The 22,384-nt window shown below is 40.3% G+C and carries 26 protein-coding genes; 20 read left to right on the top strand and 6 right to left on the bottom strand.

Going from position 1 to position 22,384, the window contains the following annotated elements; translation table 11 throughout:
* The first annotated feature begins 46 nt into the window (after positions 1-46).
* The 5 genes from LZD48_RS11595 to LZD48_RS11575 all read left to right on the top strand — a co-directional run bounded on the left by LZD48_RS11595 (position 47) and on the right by LZD48_RS11575 (position 4,343).
* The gene (locus LZD48_RS11595; protein ID WP_235762915.1) at positions 47-1,150 is read left to right on the top strand and encodes a 5-methyltetrahydropteroyltriglutamate--homocysteine S-methyltransferase; all 1,104 of its coding nucleotides are present in this window, start codon (positions 47-49) and stop codon (positions 1,148-1,150) included.
* A 386-nt stretch (positions 1,151-1,536) separates the two neighbouring features.
* Complete coding sequence (locus tag LZD48_RS11590; RefSeq protein ID WP_235762914.1) at positions 1,537-3,000, top strand: Msr family ABC-F type ribosomal protection protein; 1,464 nt, start codon at positions 1,537-1,539, stop codon at positions 2,998-3,000.
* Positions 3,001-3,224: 224 nt separating this feature from the next.
* Entirely contained in the window at positions 3,225-3,596 is a 372-nt protein-coding gene (locus LZD48_RS11585) for a hypothetical protein (protein WP_235762913.1), read from the top strand.
* Positions 3,583-4,104: an RNA polymerase sigma factor gene (locus tag LZD48_RS11580; protein ID WP_235762912.1), complete on the top strand. Its 522-nt coding sequence runs from the start codon at positions 3,583-3,585 to the stop codon at positions 4,102-4,104. The genes LZD48_RS11585 and LZD48_RS11580 overlap by 14 nt, the downstream gene beginning before the upstream one ends.
* Positions 4,101-4,343 carry a hypothetical protein gene (locus LZD48_RS11575; RefSeq protein ID WP_235762911.1) on the top strand — a complete coding sequence of 81 codons (243 nt, stop codon included), beginning with the start codon at positions 4,101-4,103 and terminating at the stop codon, positions 4,341-4,343. Before LZD48_RS11580 ends, LZD48_RS11575 begins: the two co-directional genes overlap by 4 nt.
* Before the next feature lie 63 nt (positions 4,344-4,406).
* Here LZD48_RS11575 and LZD48_RS11570 read toward each other — a convergent pair whose 3' ends face one another.
* A complete protein-coding gene (locus LZD48_RS11570; protein WP_235762910.1) occupies positions 4,407-5,177 on the bottom strand; it encodes a GNAT family N-acetyltransferase in 771 nt (256 codons plus the stop codon).
* A 134-nt stretch (positions 5,178-5,311) separates the two neighbouring features.
* A complete protein-coding gene (locus LZD48_RS11565; protein ID WP_235762909.1) occupies positions 5,312-5,638 on the bottom strand; it encodes a four-helix bundle copper-binding protein in 327 nt (108 codons plus the stop codon).
* Positions 5,639-5,803: 165 nt separating this feature from the next.
* Here LZD48_RS11565 and LZD48_RS11560 point away from each other — a divergent pair, with 165 nt between their 5' ends.
* From LZD48_RS11560 to LZD48_RS11520, 9 genes are all read left to right on the top strand, one after another.
* Complete coding sequence (locus tag LZD48_RS11560; protein ID WP_235762908.1) at positions 5,804-6,739, top strand: ABC transporter permease; 936 nt, start codon at positions 5,804-5,806, stop codon at positions 6,737-6,739.
* Between the two features lies 1 nt (position 6,740).
* On the top strand, positions 6,741-7,691 hold the full coding sequence (locus LZD48_RS11555) for an ABC transporter permease (RefSeq protein ID WP_235762907.1): 951 nt from the start codon (positions 6,741-6,743) through the stop codon (positions 7,689-7,691).
* Positions 7,692-7,699: 8 nt separating this feature from the next.
* Positions 7,700-8,704 (top strand): ABC transporter ATP-binding protein, encoded by a 1,005-nt coding sequence (locus tag LZD48_RS11550; RefSeq protein WP_235762906.1) that lies wholly within the window; start codon positions 7,700-7,702, stop codon positions 8,702-8,704.
* Between the two features lie 19 nt (positions 8,705-8,723).
* The gene (locus LZD48_RS11545) at positions 8,724-10,400 is read left to right on the top strand and encodes a peptide ABC transporter substrate-binding protein (RefSeq protein WP_235762905.1); all 1,677 of its coding nucleotides are present in this window, start codon (positions 8,724-8,726) and stop codon (positions 10,398-10,400) included.
* A 362-nt stretch (positions 10,401-10,762) separates the two neighbouring features.
* Entirely contained in the window at positions 10,763-11,686 is a 924-nt protein-coding gene (locus tag LZD48_RS11540; protein WP_235762904.1) for a S66 peptidase family protein, read from the top strand.
* Positions 11,687-11,701: 15 nt separating this feature from the next.
* A complete protein-coding gene (locus LZD48_RS11535; RefSeq protein ID WP_235762903.1) occupies positions 11,702-12,712 on the top strand; it encodes an ABC transporter ATP-binding protein in 1,011 nt (336 codons plus the stop codon).
* Positions 12,713-13,215: 503 nt separating this feature from the next.
* Positions 13,216-13,770: a histidine phosphatase family protein gene (locus LZD48_RS11530; RefSeq protein ID WP_235762902.1), complete on the top strand. Its 555-nt coding sequence runs from the start codon at positions 13,216-13,218 to the stop codon at positions 13,768-13,770.
* A complete protein-coding gene (locus LZD48_RS11525) occupies positions 13,754-14,638 on the top strand; it encodes an ABC transporter ATP-binding protein (protein ID WP_235762901.1) in 885 nt (294 codons plus the stop codon). The genes LZD48_RS11530 and LZD48_RS11525 overlap by 17 nt, the downstream gene beginning before the upstream one ends.
* Positions 14,639-14,673: 35 nt before the next feature.
* On the top strand, positions 14,674-15,378 hold the full coding sequence (locus LZD48_RS11520; RefSeq protein WP_235762900.1) for a hypothetical protein: 705 nt from the start codon (positions 14,674-14,676) through the stop codon (positions 15,376-15,378).
* Positions 15,379-15,513: 135 nt separating this feature from the next.
* Here the strand turns inward: LZD48_RS11520 and LZD48_RS11515 are convergent, their stop codons facing one another.
* The 3 genes from LZD48_RS11515 to LZD48_RS11505 all read right to left on the bottom strand — a co-directional run bounded on the left by LZD48_RS11515 (position 15,514) and on the right by LZD48_RS11505 (position 16,510).
* Positions 15,514-15,762 (bottom strand): hexameric tyrosine-coordinated heme protein, encoded by a 249-nt coding sequence (locus tag LZD48_RS11515; protein WP_235762899.1) that lies wholly within the window; start codon positions 15,760-15,762, stop codon positions 15,514-15,516.
* Positions 15,763-15,837: 75 nt separating this feature from the next.
* Positions 15,838-16,152, bottom strand: coding sequence for a DMT family transporter (locus tag LZD48_RS11510; RefSeq protein ID WP_235762898.1), 315 nt, complete (start codon positions 16,150-16,152; stop codon positions 15,838-15,840).
* A gap of 1 nt (position 16,153) precedes the next feature.
* Positions 16,154-16,510 (bottom strand): DMT family transporter, encoded by a 357-nt coding sequence (locus tag LZD48_RS11505; RefSeq protein ID WP_235762897.1) that lies wholly within the window; start codon positions 16,508-16,510, stop codon positions 16,154-16,156.
* 131 nt (positions 16,511-16,641) lie between these two features.
* Here LZD48_RS11505 and LZD48_RS11500 point away from each other — a divergent pair, with 131 nt between their 5' ends.
* The 4 genes from LZD48_RS11500 to nadX all read left to right on the top strand — a co-directional run bounded on the left by LZD48_RS11500 (position 16,642) and on the right by nadX (position 19,339).
* Positions 16,642-17,187 carry a DUF4256 domain-containing protein gene (locus LZD48_RS11500; RefSeq protein WP_235762896.1) on the top strand — a complete coding sequence of 182 codons (546 nt, stop codon included), beginning with the start codon at positions 16,642-16,644 and terminating at the stop codon, positions 17,185-17,187.
* A 151-nt stretch (positions 17,188-17,338) separates the two neighbouring features.
* On the top strand, positions 17,339-17,668 hold the full coding sequence (locus LZD48_RS11495; protein WP_235762970.1) for a PadR family transcriptional regulator: 330 nt from the start codon (positions 17,339-17,341) through the stop codon (positions 17,666-17,668).
* A complete protein-coding gene (locus LZD48_RS11490; protein WP_235762895.1) occupies positions 17,652-18,407 on the top strand; it encodes a DUF1129 family protein in 756 nt (251 codons plus the stop codon). Before LZD48_RS11495 ends, LZD48_RS11490 begins: the two co-directional genes overlap by 17 nt.
* Positions 18,408-18,562: 155 nt before the next feature.
* Positions 18,563-19,339 (top strand): aspartate dehydrogenase, encoded by a 777-nt coding sequence (nadX, locus tag LZD48_RS11485; protein WP_235762894.1) that lies wholly within the window; start codon positions 18,563-18,565, stop codon positions 19,337-19,339.
* Between the two features lie 574 nt (positions 19,340-19,913).
* Here nadX and LZD48_RS11480 read toward each other — a convergent pair.
* Positions 19,914-20,138, bottom strand: coding sequence for a hypothetical protein (locus LZD48_RS11480; RefSeq protein ID WP_235762893.1), 225 nt, complete (start codon positions 20,136-20,138; stop codon positions 19,914-19,916).
* A gap of 594 nt (positions 20,139-20,732) precedes the next feature.
* Between LZD48_RS11480 and LZD48_RS11470 the strand changes: the two genes are divergently transcribed.
* Together LZD48_RS11470 and pfkB are read left to right on the top strand one after the other, a co-directional pair.
* On the top strand, positions 20,733-21,482 hold the full coding sequence (locus LZD48_RS11470; RefSeq protein ID WP_235762892.1) for a DeoR/GlpR family DNA-binding transcription regulator: 750 nt from the start codon (positions 20,733-20,735) through the stop codon (positions 21,480-21,482).
* Positions 21,479-22,381 (top strand): 1-phosphofructokinase, encoded by a 903-nt coding sequence (gene pfkB / locus LZD48_RS11465; protein ID WP_235762891.1) that lies wholly within the window; start codon positions 21,479-21,481, stop codon positions 22,379-22,381. The genes LZD48_RS11470 and pfkB overlap by 4 nt, the downstream gene beginning before the upstream one ends.
* Positions 22,382-22,384 lie beyond the last annotated feature (3 nt).

Below are 22,384 nucleotides of genomic sequence, written 5' to 3'. Positions count from 1 at the left end.
GGATTTTCTTATTTAGTTAAAAAATATAACGAAAAGGGGCAGTACGATGACAACACTTACGAAAGCGCCATTCAGAGCAGATCATGTTGGAAGTTTATTAAGACCAGAACGGATTAAACAAGCAAGGGCAGATTTTCAAAATAACAAGATTTCAGCAGAGGAATTATATGCGATTGAAACGGAGGAAATTACCGGAATTGTTGATAAGCAGATTGAAGTTGGTTTAGAGGTTGTAACGGATGGAGAATTCCGTCGCAGATTCTGGCACACTGATTTCCTTGAGCATTTAAATGGCGTGGAAGGTTATGTTCCTGAGCATGGTTATAAATTTAAAGGGGTAGAAACGGAAAAGTACACGATTCGGAATAATGGAAAAGTGTCATTCAACCCGAACCATCCGTTTATCGAGGACTTTAAAGTGTTTAATCAAATCGTCGATGGGCGTGCAGTCGCAAAACAAACAATTCCGAGCCCGAATCAGTTGTTCCACCCTGGTATGATCGATGAGACGGTTTACTCTGATATTGAAGATTATGCAAAAGATGTTATTCAAGCGTACCGGGATGCGATTCAAGCGTTTTACGATGCGGGAGTCCGCTACTTGCAATTGGATGACGTATATATTGCAGGGCTTTCTTCTCCGGAAAAGGAATTCCCAGAAGAAGGCTACTCGAGAGAACAATACATTGACTTAGCTCTCCGCGTAATTAATGGAGTGTTAGATGAAAAACCGGCGGATTTAACCGTTACAACGCACTTATGCCGTGGGAATTACCAGTCTACATACATGTTCGGTGGTAGTTATGATTTAATCGCACCAACCTTGCTCGCAAAAGAAAAAGTGGACGGATTCTTCCTGGAATATGATGACGAGCGTTCCGGGGATTTCAAAGCACTCGCTCATATCCCTAAAGGTGGGCCGCAAGTGGTGCTTGGCTTGGTTACTTCGAAATCAGGTGAACTTGAAGATAAGGAAGAGCTGAAAGCACGGATTAAAGAAGCAACACAATATATTCCAAAGGAGCAGATTTGTTTAAGTCCCCAATGCGGGTTCTCATCAACCCACCACGGGAATAAATTAACGGAAGAGCAGCAGTGGGAGAAATTACGTTTTATCGTTGAGTTATCCAAGGAAATCTGGGAAGATTAATAAAGGGAATTTGATTTTTCTAATAGAAATATGTATTATAGGAACTATAAATCTTAAATGTCAAGGAGAATGAATGAAAATGAGACTACGATTCCAAACTTTGAACCGGTAACTAAATACGTTCAAAGACTTTGCTTATTTAAGCAGAGTAAATGGGATTAGTCTGTCCTTTTCATTAATCTTCATTTTTATATGTTATTTGTTATCAAGAGGAAGGCGGCTTATTCTGCCTTCTTTTTTTGTGCGTTTTTTACTGAAAGATGGAGTACAGGAGGAAAATTATATGCAAATGTTATTATTCTTTTAATACGAGCTCGCACTAAACTTGAGCTCGTATCGATCCTAGCTATCGATACGAAATAGAATAATTTCGGGAGGTAGCAAAGATGGAAAAAATATGTTTTGAATTAGAAAATATAGCGTTAACTTATTTTGACCAAACGATAGTAGAAATTGAACGTTTAGCAATCCACCAGTTTGATCGGATTGGAATCGTCGGGAAAAATGGTGCAGGAAAGAGTACGTTATTGAAGTTGCTTGCTGGAATGATTCAGCCAGCACGTGGCAAGGTGCATCGTCATGCAGACTTTGCCTATTTTGACCAATTGTCGGAACCGGAGCAAAGTGAAGTTGATTATGAATTGATCGGGAAATTAGCGATTCCGGAGACTTCAATTGATCACTTCAGCGGCGGGGAGCAGACAAGATTGAAGCTGGCACAAATTTTTTCCGATTATCACGAAGGCTTACTGCTGGATGAGCCGACGACACATCTTGATGCAGACGGGACTCAGTTTTTTATTGATGAATTAACGTACTACTATGGTGCCCTTGTGCTTGTAAGTCATGACCGTTATGTGCTTGACAAGCTAGTGAACAAGATTTGGGAAGTGGAGGACGGTCGTGTAAAAGAGTATACAGGAAATTACTCGAACTATACCGCGCAAAAAGAACAGGAAAGAAGTCAGCAAGCGGAAGAACGTGAAAAGTATCTAAAAGAGAAATCACGCCTCTTGAAAGCGGCCGAGGAAAAGATGAAGAAGGCAGAGAAGATAACCGAAGCCAGCAGCCGAACGTCTAAAAAGGAAACAAAAGCAAAGGCGAATCGGATGTTTGAGACGAAATCAAAAGGCACAAGCCAAAAATCCGTCGAGCGAGCAGCAAAAGCACTGGAAAAAAGGGTCGAACACCTGGGTGAAATCGAAGCGCCAAAAGAAGAACAAATCATCCGTTTCCACCAAACGAAAGCACTTGAGCTTCATAATAAATTCCCAATCATGGCAGAACGCTTGAAGCTGCAGGCAGGGGGAAAGACATTACTTGAAGAAGCGAGCTTTCAATTCCCGCTTGGTAAGACGATTGCAATCACGGGAAAGAACGGTTCAGGAAAAACAACCTTACTCCGCCATATAATGAACCAGGGCGAGGGGCTGACCATCTCTCCGAAAGCTGTATTCGGAGTTTATGAGCAGCTGGACTATAAATTTACGAAAGATGCAACCGTCATCGATTATATGAAAGATCATAGCGATTACGCAGAAAGTAAAATCCGTTCCGTTCTGCATGCGATGAGTTTTACAGGTAATGACTTGGAGAAAAACATCAGAGATTTGAGTGGGGGAGAAGCAACTCGTTTAGTGCTCTGTCAGTTGTTTTTAGACAGATATAATCTATTGATTTTGGATGAGCCGACGAACTTTCTTGATGTGTTTTGTATTGAAGCGTTGGAGCGGTTTTTAAAAGGTTACGAGGGAACCGTTCTTCTTGTGTCGCATGACCGGACCTTTGTTGAACATGTGGCGGATTGTGAGTATCGTTTGGAAGGTAAGAAGTTAAATCTAACAATATAAGAGCTTTAAAGTTATGTTGCTCAAATCCCGCTTTTGTCCGATAGATCTCTTCTATGAGCCACTTTCCACGGATTTATAGCCGGGTGTGTCTAATTGTTTCGTCGCCCACCAAGTCCAAGTCATAATTACAAGGAAAACATATAATAAAATTAAAGAATAATCGAACCTTTTCATCCTAATTATTGTATAAGAAAGTAAAGGATGAAAAAGGAGTTTGATAATCGATGGCGTTAGGCTGGTTAATAAGCAGTGTTGTGGCTGCAATTTTAGGGGCGATTTTCGTTATAATCATAGCTACAATGAATAAAAAGGTCGTCCGAAACAGATTGGGGAATATTGACTTTAAGAAATCCGATATTTATTTCCAGTGGACGAGATGGGATTATGTCATCATTATCGCTGCTAGTTATACATTTTTATGTATAACAGGCCTATTCGTATTTTTGTTGCGGGGTGATAATATCGATAGCCCTTGGATACAATTTTTTATTCATCAAACCTTTGTGTTTTCTCTAATCACGTTTATTTGGTTCGTCACAAGAATTGCATATGTCTTTAAAGGAATCAAAGAGCGGTGGTCCGATGAATTCGAATAAGGAAATCAATTCCCATATGGAGAAGCAAGATCCGTACTCGGTAGAAACACTTTTTGTAACTTATAAAACTGCCATCTACCAATTCGTCTATAGATATTGTCAAGATGAGCAAATGAGCTTTGATCTTGTGCAAGATACATTTATCCGCTATTCTAAATACCAAGAACACTTTGATGAGAAAAAGTCGAGTATGAAAACTTATTTATTTCGGATGGCCTACCAGCTTATGATCAACCGGTTGAATAAACGGAATCGGATGAAGAAATTATTGCCCTTCTTATATATTCAAAATCAAAGGGATAACGTCTCGACAGAAGAGAAACTGACCGTTCAAGCAGCAATACAACAATTACCAGCTGAACAACGGGCTGTTATTTTATTAACCTACTATCATGATTTAACTCAAAAGGAAATATCCGAGATTCTTGGCATCCCTTTAGGTACAGTGAAATCGCGTCTGCATGCTTCGTTAAAGAAGTTAAGGAAAATGTTGGAGGTGGGCGAATGAGTAAGAGTAAAAGTGAATTTCCGGATGAGCTTAAAAATAAATTGGATGAGTTTCAGGTGAGAGCACCAGATATTCCATTAAAAAGGAGTAGATGGGAACGTCTTGCCAATTGGATTCATGCGCCGGCAAAGAACCCGCTGGATGTGCTTCGTGTCAAAGGAGATTCCATCATAAAAGTCGTCTTGTACCCATCGGTTCTCATCTTTCTTATTTGTTTAGCACCGAGTCTATTGATTTGAAGGTAGGAAGCATTAAGGTGAATAATGGAATAGGGCACCTAGTTAGAGGGTGCCCATTTTATTTTACGTGTGTTTTTTATGCAAGATATGCTCTTGTTTCCCGACTAAAGCCTCGCTTCTTCTCACCAGCTCCAATTGATTACGCCATTTGAAACGTAAGAGAAATAACATGAGCATTCCTTTCCTTGTCTGGGGTACGAAGCTCTGATAATTGGTTTCCTCTCTTCCGCCGAATCCTTTTTTGAACTTATTTATATTTTGCTCTTCTTCATTTTTTTCATTGATTGACAGGCCCAGGAAGTCATACACTTGATAACCGGCTTGTTTAAAAAATAATATATCATTCCAGTGTAAGTAACGGTTTGCGCGTCCGATATGCAGCGGCGGGATATCTTCTTCGACGAAACGCCCTGAACAAGAGTACAGCATGGTCGCACGATTGCCGTCGATGATATAAAGATGGCTGGCCAGTATCCGATTATCTTGATGGTGAACATAGCTGATGACAAGATTTCCATTCTTTTTAAGTGCTGCAACCTTATCATTGCGGCAGAGCTCAATTCCTTTGGCGGCCGCAAATGGGTTAAAGAAAGAAGCAAACTCTTCGACGTCTTTTTCTGAAGGAGCCGTAAGATAACGGACACGTAAATCGTCTCTTCCAGCCTTGTTGATTTGATATCGAGTTGTTCTGTTCATCTCCTTCCGCAATTGGTCCTCTGATTTATGCAGGTCGATGCAAAGGGTTTTACTTTTTTTATGGAGCGTTAATGGCTTGTTTGCCTCAACAAGATAATCCGATTGCTGAAAATAGCAATGTACATCCGCTTGCGGCATATTTTCCTCATCTTTAAACGAACCATATATATCATTCATTGTGAAAAAATATTACTTCCATTGGATAATCATTTTCCGACCCCTTCCCATTCTTTTTTCATAGCTTGATAACCTAATGTCTCCAGCTTTTTTGATTATGCAATCTTTTTGCAAGCATCCGCACATTTGAAACAAGCTTCAGCACATTTCTGGCAGTGTTCATGATCATGTTTTTTACACTCATTTCCGCATGCCTCACATACTTTCGCACAAAGAGCAGCAATTTCAGATATAAATGGTGTGTCCCTAGCTAAAGCTTGTTCAAAGTAGGCGCAGATTTCCGCGCATTCCCTGTCCAAGCGGATGCACTCCGCCATCATTTTCACGTCATCTTCCTTCAAGCATGCATCAAAACAATGGTTACATGCCATCACGCATTCATGCAGTGTCTCGATCAATTCTTGATGTTGTACATGTGACATTTCTTAACCCTCCTAAATAGTCTATAGTTATATTTTTCCCAAAAACGTTTTAAGTAAACGGAAATTACTCGCTGGCCCGAAACAAGCATTCATTTATATAGAAGTACAAGCATATAGTGTATTAGACAAAACTAGAGCCTAGCTCTTGCGCGGGAGTTGGAGCCCATGTTCAAATACATTTTAAAAAAATTGCTTATGATGCTGTTCACGTTGTGGATCATCATCACGTTGACCTTTGTATTAATGTTGTCGGTTCCAGGTTCACCGTTCAACAGTGAAAGCAGCTCGAATGAAATTGTACAGCAGAATCTGGAGAAGCATTATAATCTCGATCAACCTATAGCCGTCCAGTATGTCCTTTATTTAAAATCAATCATCACCTTAGAATTCGGTCCGTCCATCAAACAGCCGAACCAGACGGTAAATGATTTATTAGGAAGAGGGTTTCCTATCTCTGCAGAACTCGGACTTGTAACAATCATCGTTGCGCTTATTTCTGGAATTGCGATTGGGATACTCGCCGCACTCCGGCATAACCGGATAATCGATTATATTGCGATGGGGATTGCTGTTCTCGGAATCTCGATTCCAAACTTCATACTTGCGACATTATTAATTCAACAACTAGCCGTTAACTGGAGCATTTTCCCGGTAGCGACATGGCAAGGCCCACTATATATGGTACTTCCGGTGTTGGCGCTTGCGACCGGTCCGATGGCAATTATCGCCAGACTTACGAGATCAACGATGCTTGAAGTATTGACGCAGGATTATATAAAGATGGCCAAAGCAAAAGGACTAGCCCCTTGGAAAATCATTGTGAAACATGCCCTCAGGAATGCGCTCATGCCAGTCATCACCATTATGGGAACATTACTTGTCGGGATTATGACTGGCTCCTTCGTCATTGAGCAAATTTTTGCCATCCCGGGTATGGGGAAATACTTCGTGGAAAGCATCAATCATCGGGATTTCCCGGTCATTATGGGAACAACCGTATTTTACAGCTCATTCCTCATCATCATGCTCTTTCTCGTGGATATCGCTTACGGAATAATCGATCCAAGAATCAAAGTAAACAAGAAGGAAGGGGAGGAATAACATGCATGACCAGCATCCCCGGGAAGTTACAAGAAACAATGTGCCAGACGAGTGGTTTACCTGGCGCAAGAAGAATAAAAAAGAACAGGAACAATTGGCAAGACCATCCCTCTCCTACTGGAAAGATGCCTGGCGGAGGTTAAAGAAAAATTATTTAGCCATGTCTGGTATGGCATTCATTACTATACTAGTGTCCATGGCAATCTTTGGTCCGATCCTTTCCCCTTACGAAGCAAATATGGGAGTGTTATCCGAGCAATACCAGCCACCATCTGCTAAACATTGGTTTGGGACGGACAATGCAGGCAGAGATGTGTTCACACGGACGTGGCAGGGGGCAAGAATTTCTCTTTTCGTTGGGTTTATGGCGGCATTAATTGACGTCACCATTGGCATTATTTGGGGAGGTATCTCAGGGTACAAAGGTGGGCGTACTGATAACTTTATGATGCGGATTATTGAGATTCTTTACGGAATTCCTTATTTATTAGTCGTCATTTTATTACTCGTCGTCATGGGACCCAGCTTAATGACGATTATTATAGCTCTCACCGTCACTGGCTGGGTCGGGATGGCACGGATTGTGCGGGGACAGGTCATGCAGATTAAGAACTATGAGTACATTCTTGCTTCACGATCATTCGGTACAAAGCAATCTCGGATTATCCGGCGGGGACTTCTGCCGAATACAATGGGTCCAATCATCGTGCAAATGACGTTGACGGTTCCATCTGCCATCTTTGCAGAAGCATTTTTAAGTTTTATCGGCCTTGGGATATCCTCACCGAATGCAAGTTGGGGAGTGATGGCGAGTGATTCCCTTGGTGCTATCCTTTCAGGAAACTGGTGGACATTATTCTTTCCCGCCTTTTTCATCTCGGTTACGATGTTTGCTTTTAATGTTTTAGGTGATGGATTACAAGATGCACTCGATCCGAAATTAAGAAAGTAGGTGGAGGGATGCAAAAAATACTTGAAGTCAATAATCTGCACGTCACCTTCACAACTTATGGCGGTACCGTTCAAGCAGTAAGGGGCGTGGACTTTCATTTAAATAAAGGGGAAACACTTGCAATTGTTGGAGAGTCGGGCTGTGGTAAAAGTGTTACTGTAAATGCCGTAATGCGTCTTATCCCAAATCCTCCTGGAAAAATTACGAAGGGAAAAATTTTATTTAAAGATCAAGATTTAACGGAATTGAAAGAAAAAAGGATGCGTGCAATCAGAGGTGTAGATATATCGATGATTTTTCAGGATCCAATGACTGCACTCAATCCGACGTTAACGATTGGCACTCAACTGAAAGAGGGGGTGAAACAGCATCATAGCATTTCGGATAAGGAAGCAGAGAAGCGGGCGCTTGAAATGATGAAACTTGTGGGGATTCCGAATCCAGAAGAAAGGCTGAAACAATACCCGCATCAATTCAGTGGCGGCATGCGGCAGCGAATTGTCATCGCGATTGCCTTGATTTGTGAACCAGAGCTTCTCATTGCGGACGAGCCGACGACCGCTCTTGATGTTACAATTCAAGCGCAGATATTAGAACTATTTGAAAAAATCCAGAAAGTAACCGGCATTTCTATTATCCTTATTACTCATGATCTTGGTGTTGTTGCGAAAATTGCTGATCGAGTTGCCGTTATGTATGCCGGTAAAATCATTGAAACTGGGACGAAGCGGGAAATTTTTTATAATCCACAGCATCCCTACACAAAAGGTCTGCTTCATTCGGTTCCTCGCTTAGATAGAAAAGAGAAATTACAGCCAATCGAAGGGACCCCGCCAGATCTTTTCTCACCTCCATTAGGATGTCCATTTACAGCAAGGTGTCCGTTTGCTATGGAAGTGTGTGATAAAGTATACCCGAAAACCGTTAACCAGAGTGATTCCCATGAAGTGGATTGCTGGCTGCAGGATGATCGGGCGAAGAAATTGCTGACAACAGCGGTCAAAGACAAGTAAAAATACGAGGGGGATACGAATGAAAAAGCTACTTATCTATCTATCGGCGGTATTTATGTTTTTATTCCTGGCTGCATGTACAGCGACAGATGACCCAGAAGGGGAAGCTGAGCCAGAGGAACAGGAAACAGAAAAAACGTTTGCCGAAGAGGAAGAGAATGAGACTACGGAAGAGGAAACTGCGTTGGGTGAGAATGTGTTGCGATTGAACAATGGAACAGAACCGGCTTCATTAGATCCGTCGATTGGTTTTGACGCAGTATCTTGGGATCCGCTCAATAATTTAATGGAAGGGCTGACTCGCTTAGATCAGGAACATTTGGCAGGACCTGGGGCAGCAGAGAGTTGGGATGTTTCGGATGATGGATTAACATACACATTTCATTTACGGGAAAATGCGAATTGGTCGAATGGTGATCCTGTTGTAGCTGCAGATTTTGAGTATGCGTGGAAATATATGCTGAATCCAGAGACTGCCTCACCGGCAGCGTTCTTAGGCTATTTTATTGAAGGAGCTGAAAGCTATAACAGTGGTGAGGGTTCAGAGGATGATGTGAATGTAACGGCAGTTGATGAGAAGACACTCGAGGTCGTGCTTGAACAACCGACAGGGTTTTTCCTCGACTTACTGACGAACCCGGCATTTTTCCCAATTAATCACAAGATAGCAGAGGCAGATCCGAATTGGCATGCTGAGGCCGAAACCTTTGTAGGAAATGGTCCATTTACATTGGAAGAGTGGAAGCATGATGAAGAAATGTTGTTTGCAAAAAATGAGCATTATTGGGACGCGGATGCCGTGAAATTGAATAATATCCACTTTGCGATGGTAAATGATACGAATACACAATATCAGATGTTTGAAGCGGGTGAGCTTGATACCGCAAGCATTCCACCAGAGTTATCTGATCAGCTGATTGATGGGGACAATGTATTTATAGGACCGTATGGTGGATTAGAGTTTTTCCGATTTAATGTAGAAATGGAACCATTCCAAAACAAGAAAATTCGCCAAGCATTTTCGTACGCAATCAATCGGGCTGACATTGCTGAATTTGTCGTGAAAACAGGGGTAGAACCTGCCTATGGATTCATTAATCCGGGTTACACAAGTCCGACAGGCGAAGATTTCCGTGATGTAAATGGCGAACTTGTCACTTTTGATCCGGATCAAGCGAGGCAGTTGCTCGAAGAAGGTATGGCTGAGGAAGGGTATGAAGAATTGCCGGAGATCACATTAAGCTATAACACGAGTGATACGAATAAAGCGGTGGCAGAAGCACTGCACGGAATGTTTAACGAACACTTAGGTGTTGAAGTTACGTTGGAAAATCAGGAATGGAACGTATTTGCAGAAGCACAGCAGGCACTCGAACTGCAGCTTTCCCGTAGTTCTTTCATTAACGACTACAATGATCCGGTCAACTTCCTTGAGAGTTTCATAACTGATTCGTATATGAACCGTACCGGGTTTTCCAGCCCAGAGTATGATGAGCTGATTGCGAAAGGTAAATCTGAAGTAGATGAAGAGAAGCGCTGGGAGTATTTATATGAGGCAGAAAAAATGCTCGCTGATGAAATGATTGCTGCACCTTTACGCTACTATAATACTGTTGTGCTTGAAGCAGATGGAGTAGAGGGAATTCTTCGTCACCCGGTTGGGTACTTTGATTTGAAATACGCGGAGAAGAAATAAGATTTGTTTGATTGAGGGATGGCTCATCTATGGGGTGAGCCTCCCTTAATAAATTATTGGAATTCTAAAGTCGTAGGGGATCCGGCATTAGTGTACTTTGGTCGATGAAGGGTGCTCTAATTGCATGAATCGCCGATGCTTTGCTTGCTTCGGTCGATGAGAGGTGCTTTAATTCCTTCAAACGTTAACATTCTGCTCGTTTCAGTCTATAAGAGATACCCTAATTACCTGAACCGGCATCATTTATAACTTTTCACAGTATGAGAGCAAGTTGGAACGATTGGAAGGAGCAGCATATGGGACATAGAAAATATTTTAAACTAATAAAATACGTCTATAACCTTTAGAAAGAAGGTGTTCTTATGCTACTGCCAAAGGCATTAAAAAAAGGTGATACGATTGGAATCATTGCCCCGGCAAGTCCGCCAAATATGAAGCGCTTAGGGAAAGCGATTCCTTTTTTCACGAATTTCGGTCTTCGGGTTAAAGTTGGGAAAAATATTGCAAAAGTATCTGGCTATTTAGCTGGAACAGACGAGGAACGATTAGCTGATTTTCATGAAATGATAGCGGATGAGGAAGTGAAAGCAATTATCATTGCCCGCGGTGGCTATGGCACACCTAGACTTGCTTCATCTCTTAATTATGATTTAATAGCCAGCCATCCTAAAGTCATTTGGGGCTATAGTGATATTACGTACTTACATGTAGCAATCCAACAAAAAGCAGGACTCGTCACATTTCATGGCCCAATGCCTGCTTCAGATTTAGCATCCCCTGATATCGAGGAGCGAACTCTTGCATCCTTCTCACAGCTATTGAGACCGACCAGCTTGCAGTATAGTGAAAATCTTTCATCACTAGAAGTGCTTAGAGTAGGAGAAGCAAGCGGGAAATTGGTCGGGGGAAATCTGACATTACTCACAAGCACTTTAGGAACACCTTTTGAAGTCGACACAGCTGGAAAAATTTTATTTATAGAAGATGTGAATGAATCGCCTTACCGGATTGACTCCATGCTGAATCAATTGAAACTTTCCGGTAAGCTCGCACAAGCAGCTGGGGTGGCTATTGGCTCCTTTACCCAAATTAAGGCAAATAGCACATCATCCTACACCTTAGATGAAATTTTTCACCATTATTTAAGCGATTTGCCCCTACCTGTAATGAGTGGATTTGAAATTGGACATTGTTCCCCTAATATTGGTATTCCACTCGGTGTTCCAGCGACGATGAATACTCAAACAAAAACATTATCGATGATGCCTGGAGTCATAGAAAACTAAGACGGAGGAGTGACGATGGCAGAGGAGAAAATATTAAAGATAAACAACTTAAAGAAGTATTTCAGCCTCGGTAAAAACCGTATGTTAAAAGCAGTTGATGATGTAACGTTTCATATAAATAAAGGAGAAACATTTGGACTAGTAGGCGAATCGGGCTGTGGGAAATCAACAATCGGCCGGACAATCATGGGACTTTATCAGAAGACGGCGGGCAATGTATTATTTAGTAATAACAATGTACATGAATTAACGGATAAAGAATTATTTATACTCCAGAGACAGATGCAAATGATTTTTCAAGATCCATATGCATCACTGAATCCGCGTTCTACAGTCCGAGAGATAATTTCAGAGCCGATGGAAGTCCATCAATTGTATAAGAGAAAAAAGGAACAAAATGAAAAGGTGTATCAATTACTCGAGGAGGTTGGTTTAAACCGTGAGCATGCCAATCGCTACCCCCATGAATTTAGTGGTGGACAGCGCCAGCGGATTGGTATTGCCCGAGCTCTTGCGTTAGATCCGGATTTCATCATTGCTGATGAACCAATTTCAGCACTTGATGTTTCCGTACAAGCGCAAGTTGTAAATCTATTAAAAGAGCTGCAGGAAGAGAAAGGTCTTACATTCCTATTTATCGCCCACGATCTTTCCATGGTGAAACAAATTTCAGACCGGATTGGAGTCATGTACTTAGGACGTTTAGTAGAACTGACAAGTAGTGAAACACTTTATGAACAACCACTTCATCCTTATACGCAAGCTTTGCTATCCGCAATACCTATACCTGACCCAGATGTAGAAGCTTCCAGAGAACGAATTATTTTGCAAGGAGAACTTCCGAGTCCGGTTAACCCTCCAAGCGGCTGTGTTTTCCGTACGCGTTGTCCCTTTGCTATGGAAATTTGCGGAAAGGAAAAACCGGAGTGGAAGGAGGCGGGCGATAACCATTTTGTTGCTTGTCACTTGTTTCATGATGAGGTGAAAAATGAAAAGGCGAAGATGCCGACTGTGAATATAAAGTGAAACTTCACTCAGTGGGGGATGCCCCCAATGAGTGAAGTTTTGCTTTATTTAATCTCTTTCAAGTTTTTTCTAATAAGGAGTCTGGCTTTCTTTCTGGCTTGTTCTTATAATCGCTCGGTTTTTCCATAACAGTAACTGGGGAATCATGCGTCGGGGAGTAGACTTCTTTGCATCTTGTTAATAGCAATTTTAACACATCCTTTTTATCGTTTTGGAGCTTTTCTGGATGTCTGTCTAGTTTTAGAATATCATATCCGACGAAGGGGAACGAGTGTTTCCATTCAAAAGCTTATATTTCCAGTTTGACCCACTTTTTAAATTCATGTAGAGTTGTGGGAAAATAGAAATATATAATAGTTTTCGGAGGAGAGCTGGTAATTTCGTTGTTCACGTACTGGATATTTTCTGAGAAGATTTCATTCTCTGGCTGGCATATTTGGACATCATTGGCTTTGCTGAAGATGGATACTATGGGATGGTAAACGGAAGGATGAATGATCAACATGAATAAAAATATTTATATTGTGAGGCATGCAGAAGCAACCGGGCAGGAACCTGATGCAAGTTTAACGGAAAAAGGTTTCGGGCAAGCGGAAGAGCTGTGTGATTTGTTTACAGACATGAAAGTGGATAAGATAATATCAAGTCCTTATTTGCGTGCCGTTCAGACAATTGAGCCACTGGCGGAAAAACATCAATTAAAAATTGAGACAGATCCCCGGTTAAAGGAGCGTATATTAAGCTCGCAGTTCTTTCCCGACTGGCAGGTTAAACTTGAAGCCTCGTACGAAGACATGAATTTGAAATATGAAGGGGGAGAATCTGGAATTGAAGCGATGAACCGGATTGTAGAGATTGTAGAAGAGATGATTAGCAGTGATCTTGAAAATATCGTACTTGTTGCGCATGGTGGGATTATCTCTTTATTACTGCGTCATTATGATAAGACATTCGGTTTTGAACAGTGGAGAAAGCTCACGAATCCTGATGTGTTTTTATTAAATGTAATGAAAGATAATAGCCAATACAAACGGATATGGGATGATTGGAGATCGTGATGAAAATGGAGGGGGAAGTGCGGTAACAATGCTTGTTGAACTTAAAAACATCGGTAAAGCCTATGATAGAGAAAGTGTTTTAAAAAATATTTCACTAACTATCGGTAAACAACAAATCATTGCTATATTAGGTGGAAATGGGGTTGGGAAAAGTACATTATTGCGAATAGTAGCAGGAATGGAAAGACCTTCTTCAGGCAAGATGATTTTTCAAAACAAAAAAATAAAAATTGGATATGCTCCAGAAAGATTTCCAAAAAATATTCGTTTTACCCCTGAAGAATACTTAAATTATACGGGGAAGATCAGTGGAATGCCTAGGTCTATTATGCATAAATCTATCCCAGATTTGCTTAAGCGTTTTAAACTGGAACAATTCAATGATCAATGGGTGATGAATTTATCGAAAGGGAACATCCAAAAAGTTGGAATTATCCAAGCCATTATAAAGCGTCCGGATTTGTTGATTCTGGATGAACCGTTGTCAGGTCTTGATTCCCTCGCTCAGCAAGAATTACTGCGAATTATGAAAGAGCTTAAAAAGGAAGGTACTACCATTCTACTTACTTATCATGAATCCAATCTATTTGAGAAGATGGTTGATGCTGCTTACTATGTAAAAAATGGGGTTCTTACAAAGACGATCGATATTGTAAAAGAGCCTATTAAGCTACTAGAAGTGGAACGCCTGGATGAATCGAATGTGGAAAAGTGGGATGAAATAATCAACATAGAGAAGAAGACAGATAAATTGTTACTGTATGTCCATGCGAAAGACAGTGACAAAGTATTGTATCGAATACTTCAATCAGAAGGAAGTATTAAACGTGTTGTAACAGTAGAAACACCAGGAGAAGATAATACATGATATCATGGCTTCCATCAATATAAGGAGCGGTTCAATTGAAAAATTTAATAAAATATACGTTACATGATTATATCCGTTCTCATAAATACTTCCCGCCTATTTCAACATTCATCATTATAATTTTTGTGTTTTATACATACACACCTAATCCGATTATTGACAGTTATGCCGTAACTGCAGTAGTTCTATATATTATATCTGCATGGGTTTGTTTGAGCATGCTACAACTTGATCCACCGGTTCAAAGACAATTAATGGCCATCCATGTAGGAAGCTGGAATCGTTACTATTTATCAAAGTTAGTCTCTGTTTTAGTCATCTCCATCATCCTTTCTGCTTTTGCTTTTTTATATCCAATTGTCTTTAAGATGTTTAGTGAGCCGGTTACCTTTACAACAGGACTCGTTACTTTCGCAAACCACATTATTTTGTCTATCTTAGGGATTAGTCTTGCAAGCCTGTTTAGTAAAGTAATAATGAAAAGCACAATTAATTCTTTTGGTGGCCTTACGCTAACTATCGTATTATCGCTGGCAGCCGTTGGAATTGAACGTGTCTTACCTCCATTTTTAAAAAATATTCTATGGATTCTTCCACCTGCAACGATTACACAAATACCATTATTAGATTGGAATGGTCGGCATATCGATAATCTTGCATTATTCCCTTTTATTTGGGTTATTATTTATTCATTTATAATCACTTTTTTATTTTTACAGCTAGCAAAACGGTTGCGCTAGACTTACTGTCGGGAAAACAAACATCCGTTATTTTCCTATAAGAAACATTCCACCCTTAATAAGGAAAATAAAACTAACCGATACAAAAAAGGAAGCTCCCCAAAACAAATGGGATACTTCCTTCTTGAAAATGCTTTAAAAATGCACCTTCGTATTTGATTTCCAGTAGTCATTCGCAGCGGCAACCGTTTGATAATGAATTGCAATTACCTCGGAGGCAGCGATAAGATTATCTGGATTTCTTGAATACTTGGGACGTATCTTTTTCCGGATGGTTTCTGATGGCTGTGTATACTCAATCCCTTTTTGCGCCAGGAGGATGGCCAATTCGAAACCTTCCTGGGGCGTGTTTGTTTTTAAGCTTCTCAGCCACTTCTTCTTCATGAGCTCCCAACTCCTATTCTCGAGATAATGACCCAATATAGCTTATTAAGTTGAGAGACTCTTTGTTCCTGGCTTTTAAGAAACCAGCCTTAAACCAACCGCACCACTAATAATACATAGGAGAAAAAGAACCCGCTTTAAATTCATCGCTTCTTTAAAGAATGTAACTCCCATGATTACTGCACCTGTAGCCCCAAGCCCTGTCCAAATCGCATAGGCCGTTCCGAGTGGTATGTCACGCATGGCAAGTCCGAGGAAATAAAAGCCGAGGGAAAAACACACAACCAATACGAAAAGCCAACTCCATGATCTCCTTTTTAAATACATATTAATACTTGCAACCCCGAAGATTTCACCGAAGCTTGCAAGAAATAAATAAAACCAAGCCATTTTACACATCCCCCTCTTTTGTCGAAAGCGAATCATCGGACTGATCCTTTTCCCCTGTCGTTAATTGAATGCCGACCACACCAATGATGATGAGAAAAATAAAGAAACCTTTACCTATTGTAAAAGCCTCACCAAGAAAGGAGAAGTCTATGATGGCAATTGCGGCAGCCCCGGAACCTGTAAATGTGGCATAGACTGAACCTGAAGGAAGCACTTCACATGCTTTGATCACAAAGTAAAAGCTAAATATGATTGCGATCACTGTCCCAGTCCACATCCAGAAATTATCCGAGTACTTTAAACCGAGCACCCATACTACTTCAATAATTGCAGCGAATAAAACATATGTCCATCCCATGATAGGGAACCTCCTTGTAGCTAAACTAATTACTACTATCTTAACGACAGAATTGGGAAAAAGTCTATTAAATCAGTTTCAGGTCGGATATAATGATTCATAAAGAAGAATGAACGAAAAGGAGTATTAGCATGACAAACAATCATAATGAACAGCTTCTCCATGCGTTGGAAGAACGCTTTAAAGCGAATATGCACCGTCACGAGAATTTGAATTGGGAAGAAATAGCTGCCAAGTTGCAGAAGTTACCTGAAAAGCTAAAGTCCCTAGAACAAATGGAAGCTACAGAGGGAGAGCCAGATGTCGCCGGATATGATGAAGGTACAAAAGAGTATATTTTCTATGATTTCTCGAAAGAAAGTCCTAAAGGGCGTAGAAGTGTCTGCTACGACCGTGCGGCTTTGGAATCCCGGAAAAAGTACCCACCAAAAACGAGTGTTATGGACATGGTAGAAGAGATGGGCATTGAGTTATTATCTGAAGAGGAATATCGTAAATTACAGGAACTTGAGGTAGTTGATCAGAAAACATCAAGTTGGGTGAAGACCCCAGCGTCGATTCGTGAGCGCGGCGGGGCGATCTTTTGTGATTACCGGTATGGTCAAGTCTTTGTTTACCATAATGGGGCGGATTCTTATTATGGTTCTCGCGGGTTCAGAGGGTTGCTCCGCGTTTAATTGAAGAAATCAGTGTAAGATTGAAAAAGAGTGGCGGGCTGTTTGGGTCTTCCGTTTTTTCTTTAAAAGCTACCTTGCATTACACTATATTGTATTGTAAGATAGTGGTAACAAATCAATTGAGGTGACCACCTTGTCAACAACAACACAGATGCTGAAAGGACTATTGGAGGGGAGTCTGCTTGCTTTAATCGCAAAAGGGGAGACTTATGGCTACGAAATGACGGAAAAATTGCAGGAGCATAACTTTGCCGTAGTAAGTGAAGGCAGTATTTATCCGGTTCTTATGAGACTGCAGAAAAATAACTTTGTAACCTCTGTTTTAAGAAAATCGCCGAACGGCCCGAAGCGAAAGTATTATTCGATAACGGACGAAGGGTTGGAAGAACTGGAACGATTTAAAGAACATTGGGAGAGACTGTCCAGTGGGGTCTTTTCATTACTTGAAGAAAGGGATGAGGGGAATGACGAGGTTATCTAAAGAGGCCGAACGATTTATTATCGAACTGCGAATGTATTTACTCTCAAAAGGGAAAAACGAAAAGGAAATGGATGAAATCATTGTTGAACTGGAAGATCATCTTATACAAGCCGAGACAGAAGGGAAAAGTGTCAAGGACGTTACCGGGGATTCACCAAGGGAATATATGAAAAGTATTGGTGAGGAATTAGGTTTCGATGCCAGGCAATTTATCATATTAGCACCAATGTCAGCTTTACTGATTCTCGCTTTTCTTTTGTTTACACCAGCCTTATGGGGAGACTTTACATTGTCTAAAGTCGGACTATGGGGAATGGGTATTGCTACAGTTCTTTCATTTACTCTTTATGGCTTTTTATTTGTAAAGGTTTTACCGAGATTTTTTCATTCGAAAGGATTTTACCTTATTGCCGGACTCGCTTATCTGCTTGTATTCGGTATTTTTATCATCGTAGAAATTCTTGATAAAAATCCATTTTTTATCGCAACACCAATGCAAAATAATTTAATCGTAATCAGCTGTATCACCATCTTCATCATTTGGGCAATTTATGCCAAATCATGGATCACCATTATTGTGCCATTCTTTATGTCGTGGGGGCCGATCGCAGACAGATTCATTCCGGCACATATTAACGAAGATCCCGTTTTTATTACGCTGACTATTTTCTTATTCGTCACTATCACCGTAGCTGTAATATACTTCATTTACCGCAGCAGCAAGAGAAAAGAGATATAAGCGGGTAGGGGGTCAGAGCAACTGTCCCAGATACGGCGTGGCTCAGTGATCAAAAATGGATCTCAAAATTATTGAAAGCCACGGATACCCCCTTCCAATGCTCTATCTTCCGCCTCGGAACTTATCTCAACTCACTAAATCATAGGAGGGTTACCATGAATATCGGTTTAATTGGCGCTGGAGCTATTGCGAACTTTTTATTAAAAGAAATTAACGATGCTGGACATGAGCAACTCAGGATTACGAGTGTTTACGTGCGTAACAGAGAAAAATATCAGGGATTGGAAGCTGAATTTGGCGTAAAGCTTTATACCGACTTTGATACATTCTTGGAATCGGACATTGATCTAGTTGTGGAAGCGGCGAATGTGGACGCTGTACGAAACTTGCTCCCAGCTACAATCAAAAAGAAGAGCGCTGTGTTAATTAGTATTGGTGCACTAGTTGATGAAACACTATTGACCGAGATTACCGAGCTTGCGAGTAGACATCATCATGTCATCCACCTACCATCCGGAGCAATCGGCGGTCTTGATTTATTGCAAAATGCTCATGCATTGAAAGTAGTGAAGAAGGTTTCGCTAACAACAAGAAAACCAGCTCATACTTTGATGGACGAGGCGGTAACAGAGGAAACGATTCTATTTGAAGGAAACGCAGCAGAGGCGATTAAACAATTTCCGAAAAATATCAATGTCTCGATTGTCCTTTCCCTTGCTGGCTTGGGAATAGAGCGGACAAAGGTGCGCATTATTGCTGACCCGCATATTGAGAAAAATATCCATCAGATTGAAATGGCCGGGGATTTTGGAGAGACAACTTTTACAATCAAAAATAACCCGCTTCCATCCAATCCGAAAACGAGTTATTTGGCAGCGATGAGCATATTAGGGACCTTGGACAGGCTCGGTAAGAATATAAGGATTGGCTAAGTGTAGCGGATTAATCAACCATTCATTGAGGGGATAAAAGCACCCTCAATGAATGAAGTTTCCTTTATCTTGGCGGACGGTTCTGCGGATATTTTTTATCATCTTTCATTGCGTTTAACTCTTCTTTACTCTTGTTCTTTTTCTTTTTGCCTTTACTCATTTGAATCACTCCTTTTATTCTTTATTTTGAGCCAATACAAATTTTCAATTCATATGAAAAAAAAAGAATTAAAAAATACTACTATTAAAAGGTTGTTTTAGCAAACATTTAAACAAGAAAATGAAATAAATGAGGAAACAAAAAATATAGAATAAGCACGAGCGCGGATTGAAAATGAGGATTATAGCACCATAAATAAAATTCATTCAAAAGGTTACTGTTATTGGGAAACTACAAACCCTTCCTATCTCCACTTTTTTAGTTGTAAACATGAGGAAATAGAAAGGGGTTCATTTATATAGGGATTATGCAGCATGAGTGGTTACATTTGTTGTTGTTCGGAGATTTGGCGTAGTTTCTTTTCGTGTTGAGCATTTTTGCTTAATAGATAATCCACATTTTCATTTGTTTCATTCAATTCAGTACGGATTCCATCGACTTTTTTCCAAGCTCGGTAATTTGATAGTCAACACGGGAGAAGCCCTTGTCCATCTTAGTTTCTAAGCTTTCTAAGCTTGTTTTCATGTCATTCATTTTAGATTCCAGCTCTGTTTTCAAACCATCCATTTTTTCATCAATATGTTGTGCATGAAGTTTAAATGCATGCAGTATTTCTTTTAAAACAGTTTCTTGTTCCATTCTTTTCACCTCCCTTGTACGATTATTATAGGCGATATCTCGTTATTTTGAAAGCGTTCAAATTCGAATGTTGTCCCATACAACGCAGAATAATCTATTGTTTGTGAAATGCATATGCAGTTGGATATACTTAGGAGAAGTATTTAATTATAAAAAGGGGGAAAGTCCATTGTCATTCACCATCCGCAAAATGACGACAGCTGATATTCTAAGCGTTCAAGCAATCGCAAGAAAGACGTGGAACGCAACCTATAAAGGAATTATTCCATCGGAAAATAAATCGATTTGAAGGAGTAAAAGAAATCTATCTAATCTATCTTAATGTAGAAAGAGATAATGGAATCGGAAAAACGTTTTACAAAGCAAATGGATTTAATGTAGTTGTTGAATTTGATGATAATTTCAATGGGCATATCTTGAAACACTCCGCATGGTTTTGGATACGGAATTTTTTTTGGCAGATGGTGCATCTTAAGATGAAAGAATTGGAATAATAAACGGTAAAAAAGTCATTCTGTCATACACATTGAACGACTTTTTGTGATTGATTATGACTGATTTTGGTGGTATTATAAGGTTGATGGAGGTGTTGTTATGTTAACGGAAGAGAGACATGCTTTCATACTGAATCAATTAAAAGAAAACAAAATTGTAAAGTCTCAGACGTTAATGAACAAACTCCAATGTTCAGAATCAACGATTAGAAGAGACTTAAGCGAGTTGGAAAATAAAGGGCTTCTTAAACGGATTCATGGAGGAGCAAGAAGTACATATCAGTTGGAAGAAGAATTATCAGTTTCCGAAAAATCATCCAAAAACATTCAAGAAAAGCAAAACATCGCCAAATTGGCTGCTTCCCTCGTGAGGGAAAATGATGTAATTTATATCGATGCGGGTACAACTACACTAGCAATGATTGATTTTTTAACAGCGAAAAATATTACTGTTGTGACGAATGGGGTTGCTCATGCATCCCTGCTTGCGGATAAAGCAATACAGACATTCTTGCTTGGCGGCAGAGTAAAATATTCTACAAAGGCGATTATCGGAACGGACAGCTTACGGGACTTGAAAAGCTATCAATTCAACAAAGCCTTTCTAGGCACGAATGGAATACATTCAGAATATGGCTACACGACACCAGACCCGGATGAGGCTGCACTCAAAAAAAACGCTATCACTCAATCTGCAATGGCTTATGTGTTAGCGGATGATTCAAAATGGGAGAAGGTGACATTTTCCAAGGTCGGAGATATCGAAGAAGCAATGATTATTACAAACGAAACAGAACGTTCATTAAAAACTTATCAAGAAAAAACAACTATATTGGAGGCGGAACAATGATCTATACCGTGACGTTGAATCCATCCATCGATTATATCGTGCAATTGGAGCAAGTGAATATTGGCGAATTGAATTATATGGATGGGGACTTCAAGCTACCTGGCGGGAAAGGAATTAATGTGTCGCGTATTTTACATGAATTAAAGATGGACACAAAGGCGCTTGGATTTTTAGGTGGTTTTACAGGTGATTTTATTGCGGAATGGCTTAAGCGTGACGGGATTGCCACTGATTTTACAAAAATTGCCAGCGATACACGGATTAATATCAAATTAAAAACGAATCCAGAAACGGAGATTAATGGAAAAGGGCCTGTCATCCAGTCTGAAGAAGCTGAAAAATTAATGGCAAAGCTTAAAGCGATTTCTTCTGATGACATCGTTATTTTATCGGGAAGCAAGTCACCCTCTTTGCCGGCTGATTTTTATGAAAGGATCATTCAAGAAATCGAAGCCCAATTTGTAATCGATACAACTGGCGATGATTTAGAAAAATCTTTATCCTACAGGCCGCTGCTCGTTAAACCGAATTTACAAGAGTTGGAGCAATTATATTCCGTTAAGTTGACGGAAGAACAGGACATAATTGAAACAGGGAAAAGATTAATCGAGGCAGGTGCTCGTCATGCCATTGTTTCGATGGGCGCGGATGGTGCACTTTTGTTTACGGAAAATGCGGTCTACAAAGGAATCAGTCCTAAGGGTGAATTGAAAAATTCTGTCGGAGCAGGGGATTCCATGGTTGCAGGCTTCATTGGAGAATGCGTAAAGACGAAAGATATAGTTCAAGCCTTTAAAATGGGACTTGCTGCAGGAAGTGCAACAGCATTTTCTTATGATTTGGCGAAAGCGGATGAAATAAATGCTTTAATCAATCAAACGACAGTAACAAAACTTTAAAAG

This window comes from Oceanobacillus alkalisoli, assembly GCF_021556485.1.
GTDB lineage: Bacteria > Bacillota > Bacilli > Bacillales > Amphibacillaceae > Oceanobacillus > Oceanobacillus alkalisoli.
Note: the sequence above shows the minus strand (reverse complement) of the source record. Positions and strands in the feature narration are given on the sequence as shown.

Coding starts and splice junctions, on each gene's coding strand:
- LZD48_RS11505 (WP_235762897.1), bottom strand. CDS start 16,510: ATGGGATGGACATATGTTTTATTCGCTGCAATTATTGAAGTAGTATGG.
- LZD48_RS11545 (WP_235762905.1), top strand. CDS start 8,724: ATGAAAAAGCTACTTATCTATCTATCGGCGGTATTTATGTTTTTATTC.
- LZD48_RS11570 (WP_235762910.1), bottom strand. CDS start 5,177: ATGCCGCAAGCGGATGTACATTGCTATTTTCAGCAATCGGATTATCTT.
- nadX (WP_235762894.1), top strand. CDS start 18,563: ATGAATATCGGTTTAATTGGCGCTGGAGCTATTGCGAACTTTTTATTA.
- LZD48_RS11575 (WP_235762911.1), top strand. CDS start 4,101: ATGAGTAAGAGTAAAAGTGAATTTCCGGATGAGCTTAAAAATAAATTG.
- LZD48_RS11560 (WP_235762908.1), top strand. CDS start 5,804: ATGTTCAAATACATTTTAAAAAAATTGCTTATGATGCTGTTCACGTTG.
- LZD48_RS11585 (WP_235762913.1), top strand. CDS start 3,225: ATGGCGTTAGGCTGGTTAATAAGCAGTGTTGTGGCTGCAATTTTAGGG.
- LZD48_RS11530 (WP_235762902.1), top strand. CDS start 13,216: ATGAATAAAAATATTTATATTGTGAGGCATGCAGAAGCAACCGGGCAG.
- LZD48_RS11540 (WP_235762904.1), top strand. CDS start 10,763: ATGCTACTGCCAAAGGCATTAAAAAAAGGTGATACGATTGGAATCATT.
- LZD48_RS11500 (WP_235762896.1), top strand. CDS start 16,642: ATGACAAACAATCATAATGAACAGCTTCTCCATGCGTTGGAAGAACGC.
- LZD48_RS11510 (WP_235762898.1), bottom strand. CDS start 16,152: ATGGCTTGGTTTTATTTATTTCTTGCAAGCTTCGGTGAAATCTTCGGG.
- LZD48_RS11515 (WP_235762899.1), bottom strand. CDS start 15,762: ATGAAGAAGAAGTGGCTGAGAAGCTTAAAAACAAACACGCCCCAGGAA.
- LZD48_RS11590 (WP_235762914.1), top strand. CDS start 1,537: ATGGAAAAAATATGTTTTGAATTAGAAAATATAGCGTTAACTTATTTT.
- LZD48_RS11535 (WP_235762903.1), top strand. CDS start 11,702: ATGGCAGAGGAGAAAATATTAAAGATAAACAACTTAAAGAAGTATTTC.
- LZD48_RS11550 (WP_235762906.1), top strand. CDS start 7,700: ATGCAAAAAATACTTGAAGTCAATAATCTGCACGTCACCTTCACAACT.
- LZD48_RS11525 (WP_235762901.1), top strand. CDS start 13,754: ATGATTGGAGATCGTGATGAAAATGGAGGGGGAAGTGCGGTAACAATG.
- LZD48_RS11490 (WP_235762895.1), top strand. CDS start 17,652: ATGACGAGGTTATCTAAAGAGGCCGAACGATTTATTATCGAACTGCGA.
- LZD48_RS11595 (WP_235762915.1), top strand. CDS start 47: ATGACAACACTTACGAAAGCGCCATTCAGAGCAGATCATGTTGGAAGT.
- LZD48_RS11470 (WP_235762892.1), top strand. CDS start 20,733: ATGTTAACGGAAGAGAGACATGCTTTCATACTGAATCAATTAAAAGAA.
- LZD48_RS11580 (WP_235762912.1), top strand. CDS start 3,583: ATGAATTCGAATAAGGAAATCAATTCCCATATGGAGAAGCAAGATCCG.
- LZD48_RS11565 (WP_235762909.1), bottom strand. CDS start 5,638: ATGTCACATGTACAACATCAAGAATTGATCGAGACACTGCATGAATGC.
- pfkB (WP_235762891.1), top strand. CDS start 21,479: ATGATCTATACCGTGACGTTGAATCCATCCATCGATTATATCGTGCAA.
- LZD48_RS11555 (WP_235762907.1), top strand. CDS start 6,741: ATGCATGACCAGCATCCCCGGGAAGTTACAAGAAACAATGTGCCAGAC.
- LZD48_RS11495 (WP_235762970.1), top strand. CDS start 17,339: ATGCTGAAAGGACTATTGGAGGGGAGTCTGCTTGCTTTAATCGCAAAA.
- LZD48_RS11480 (WP_235762893.1), bottom strand. CDS start 20,138: ATGGAACAAGAAACTGTTTTAAAAGAAATACTGCATGCATTTAAACTT.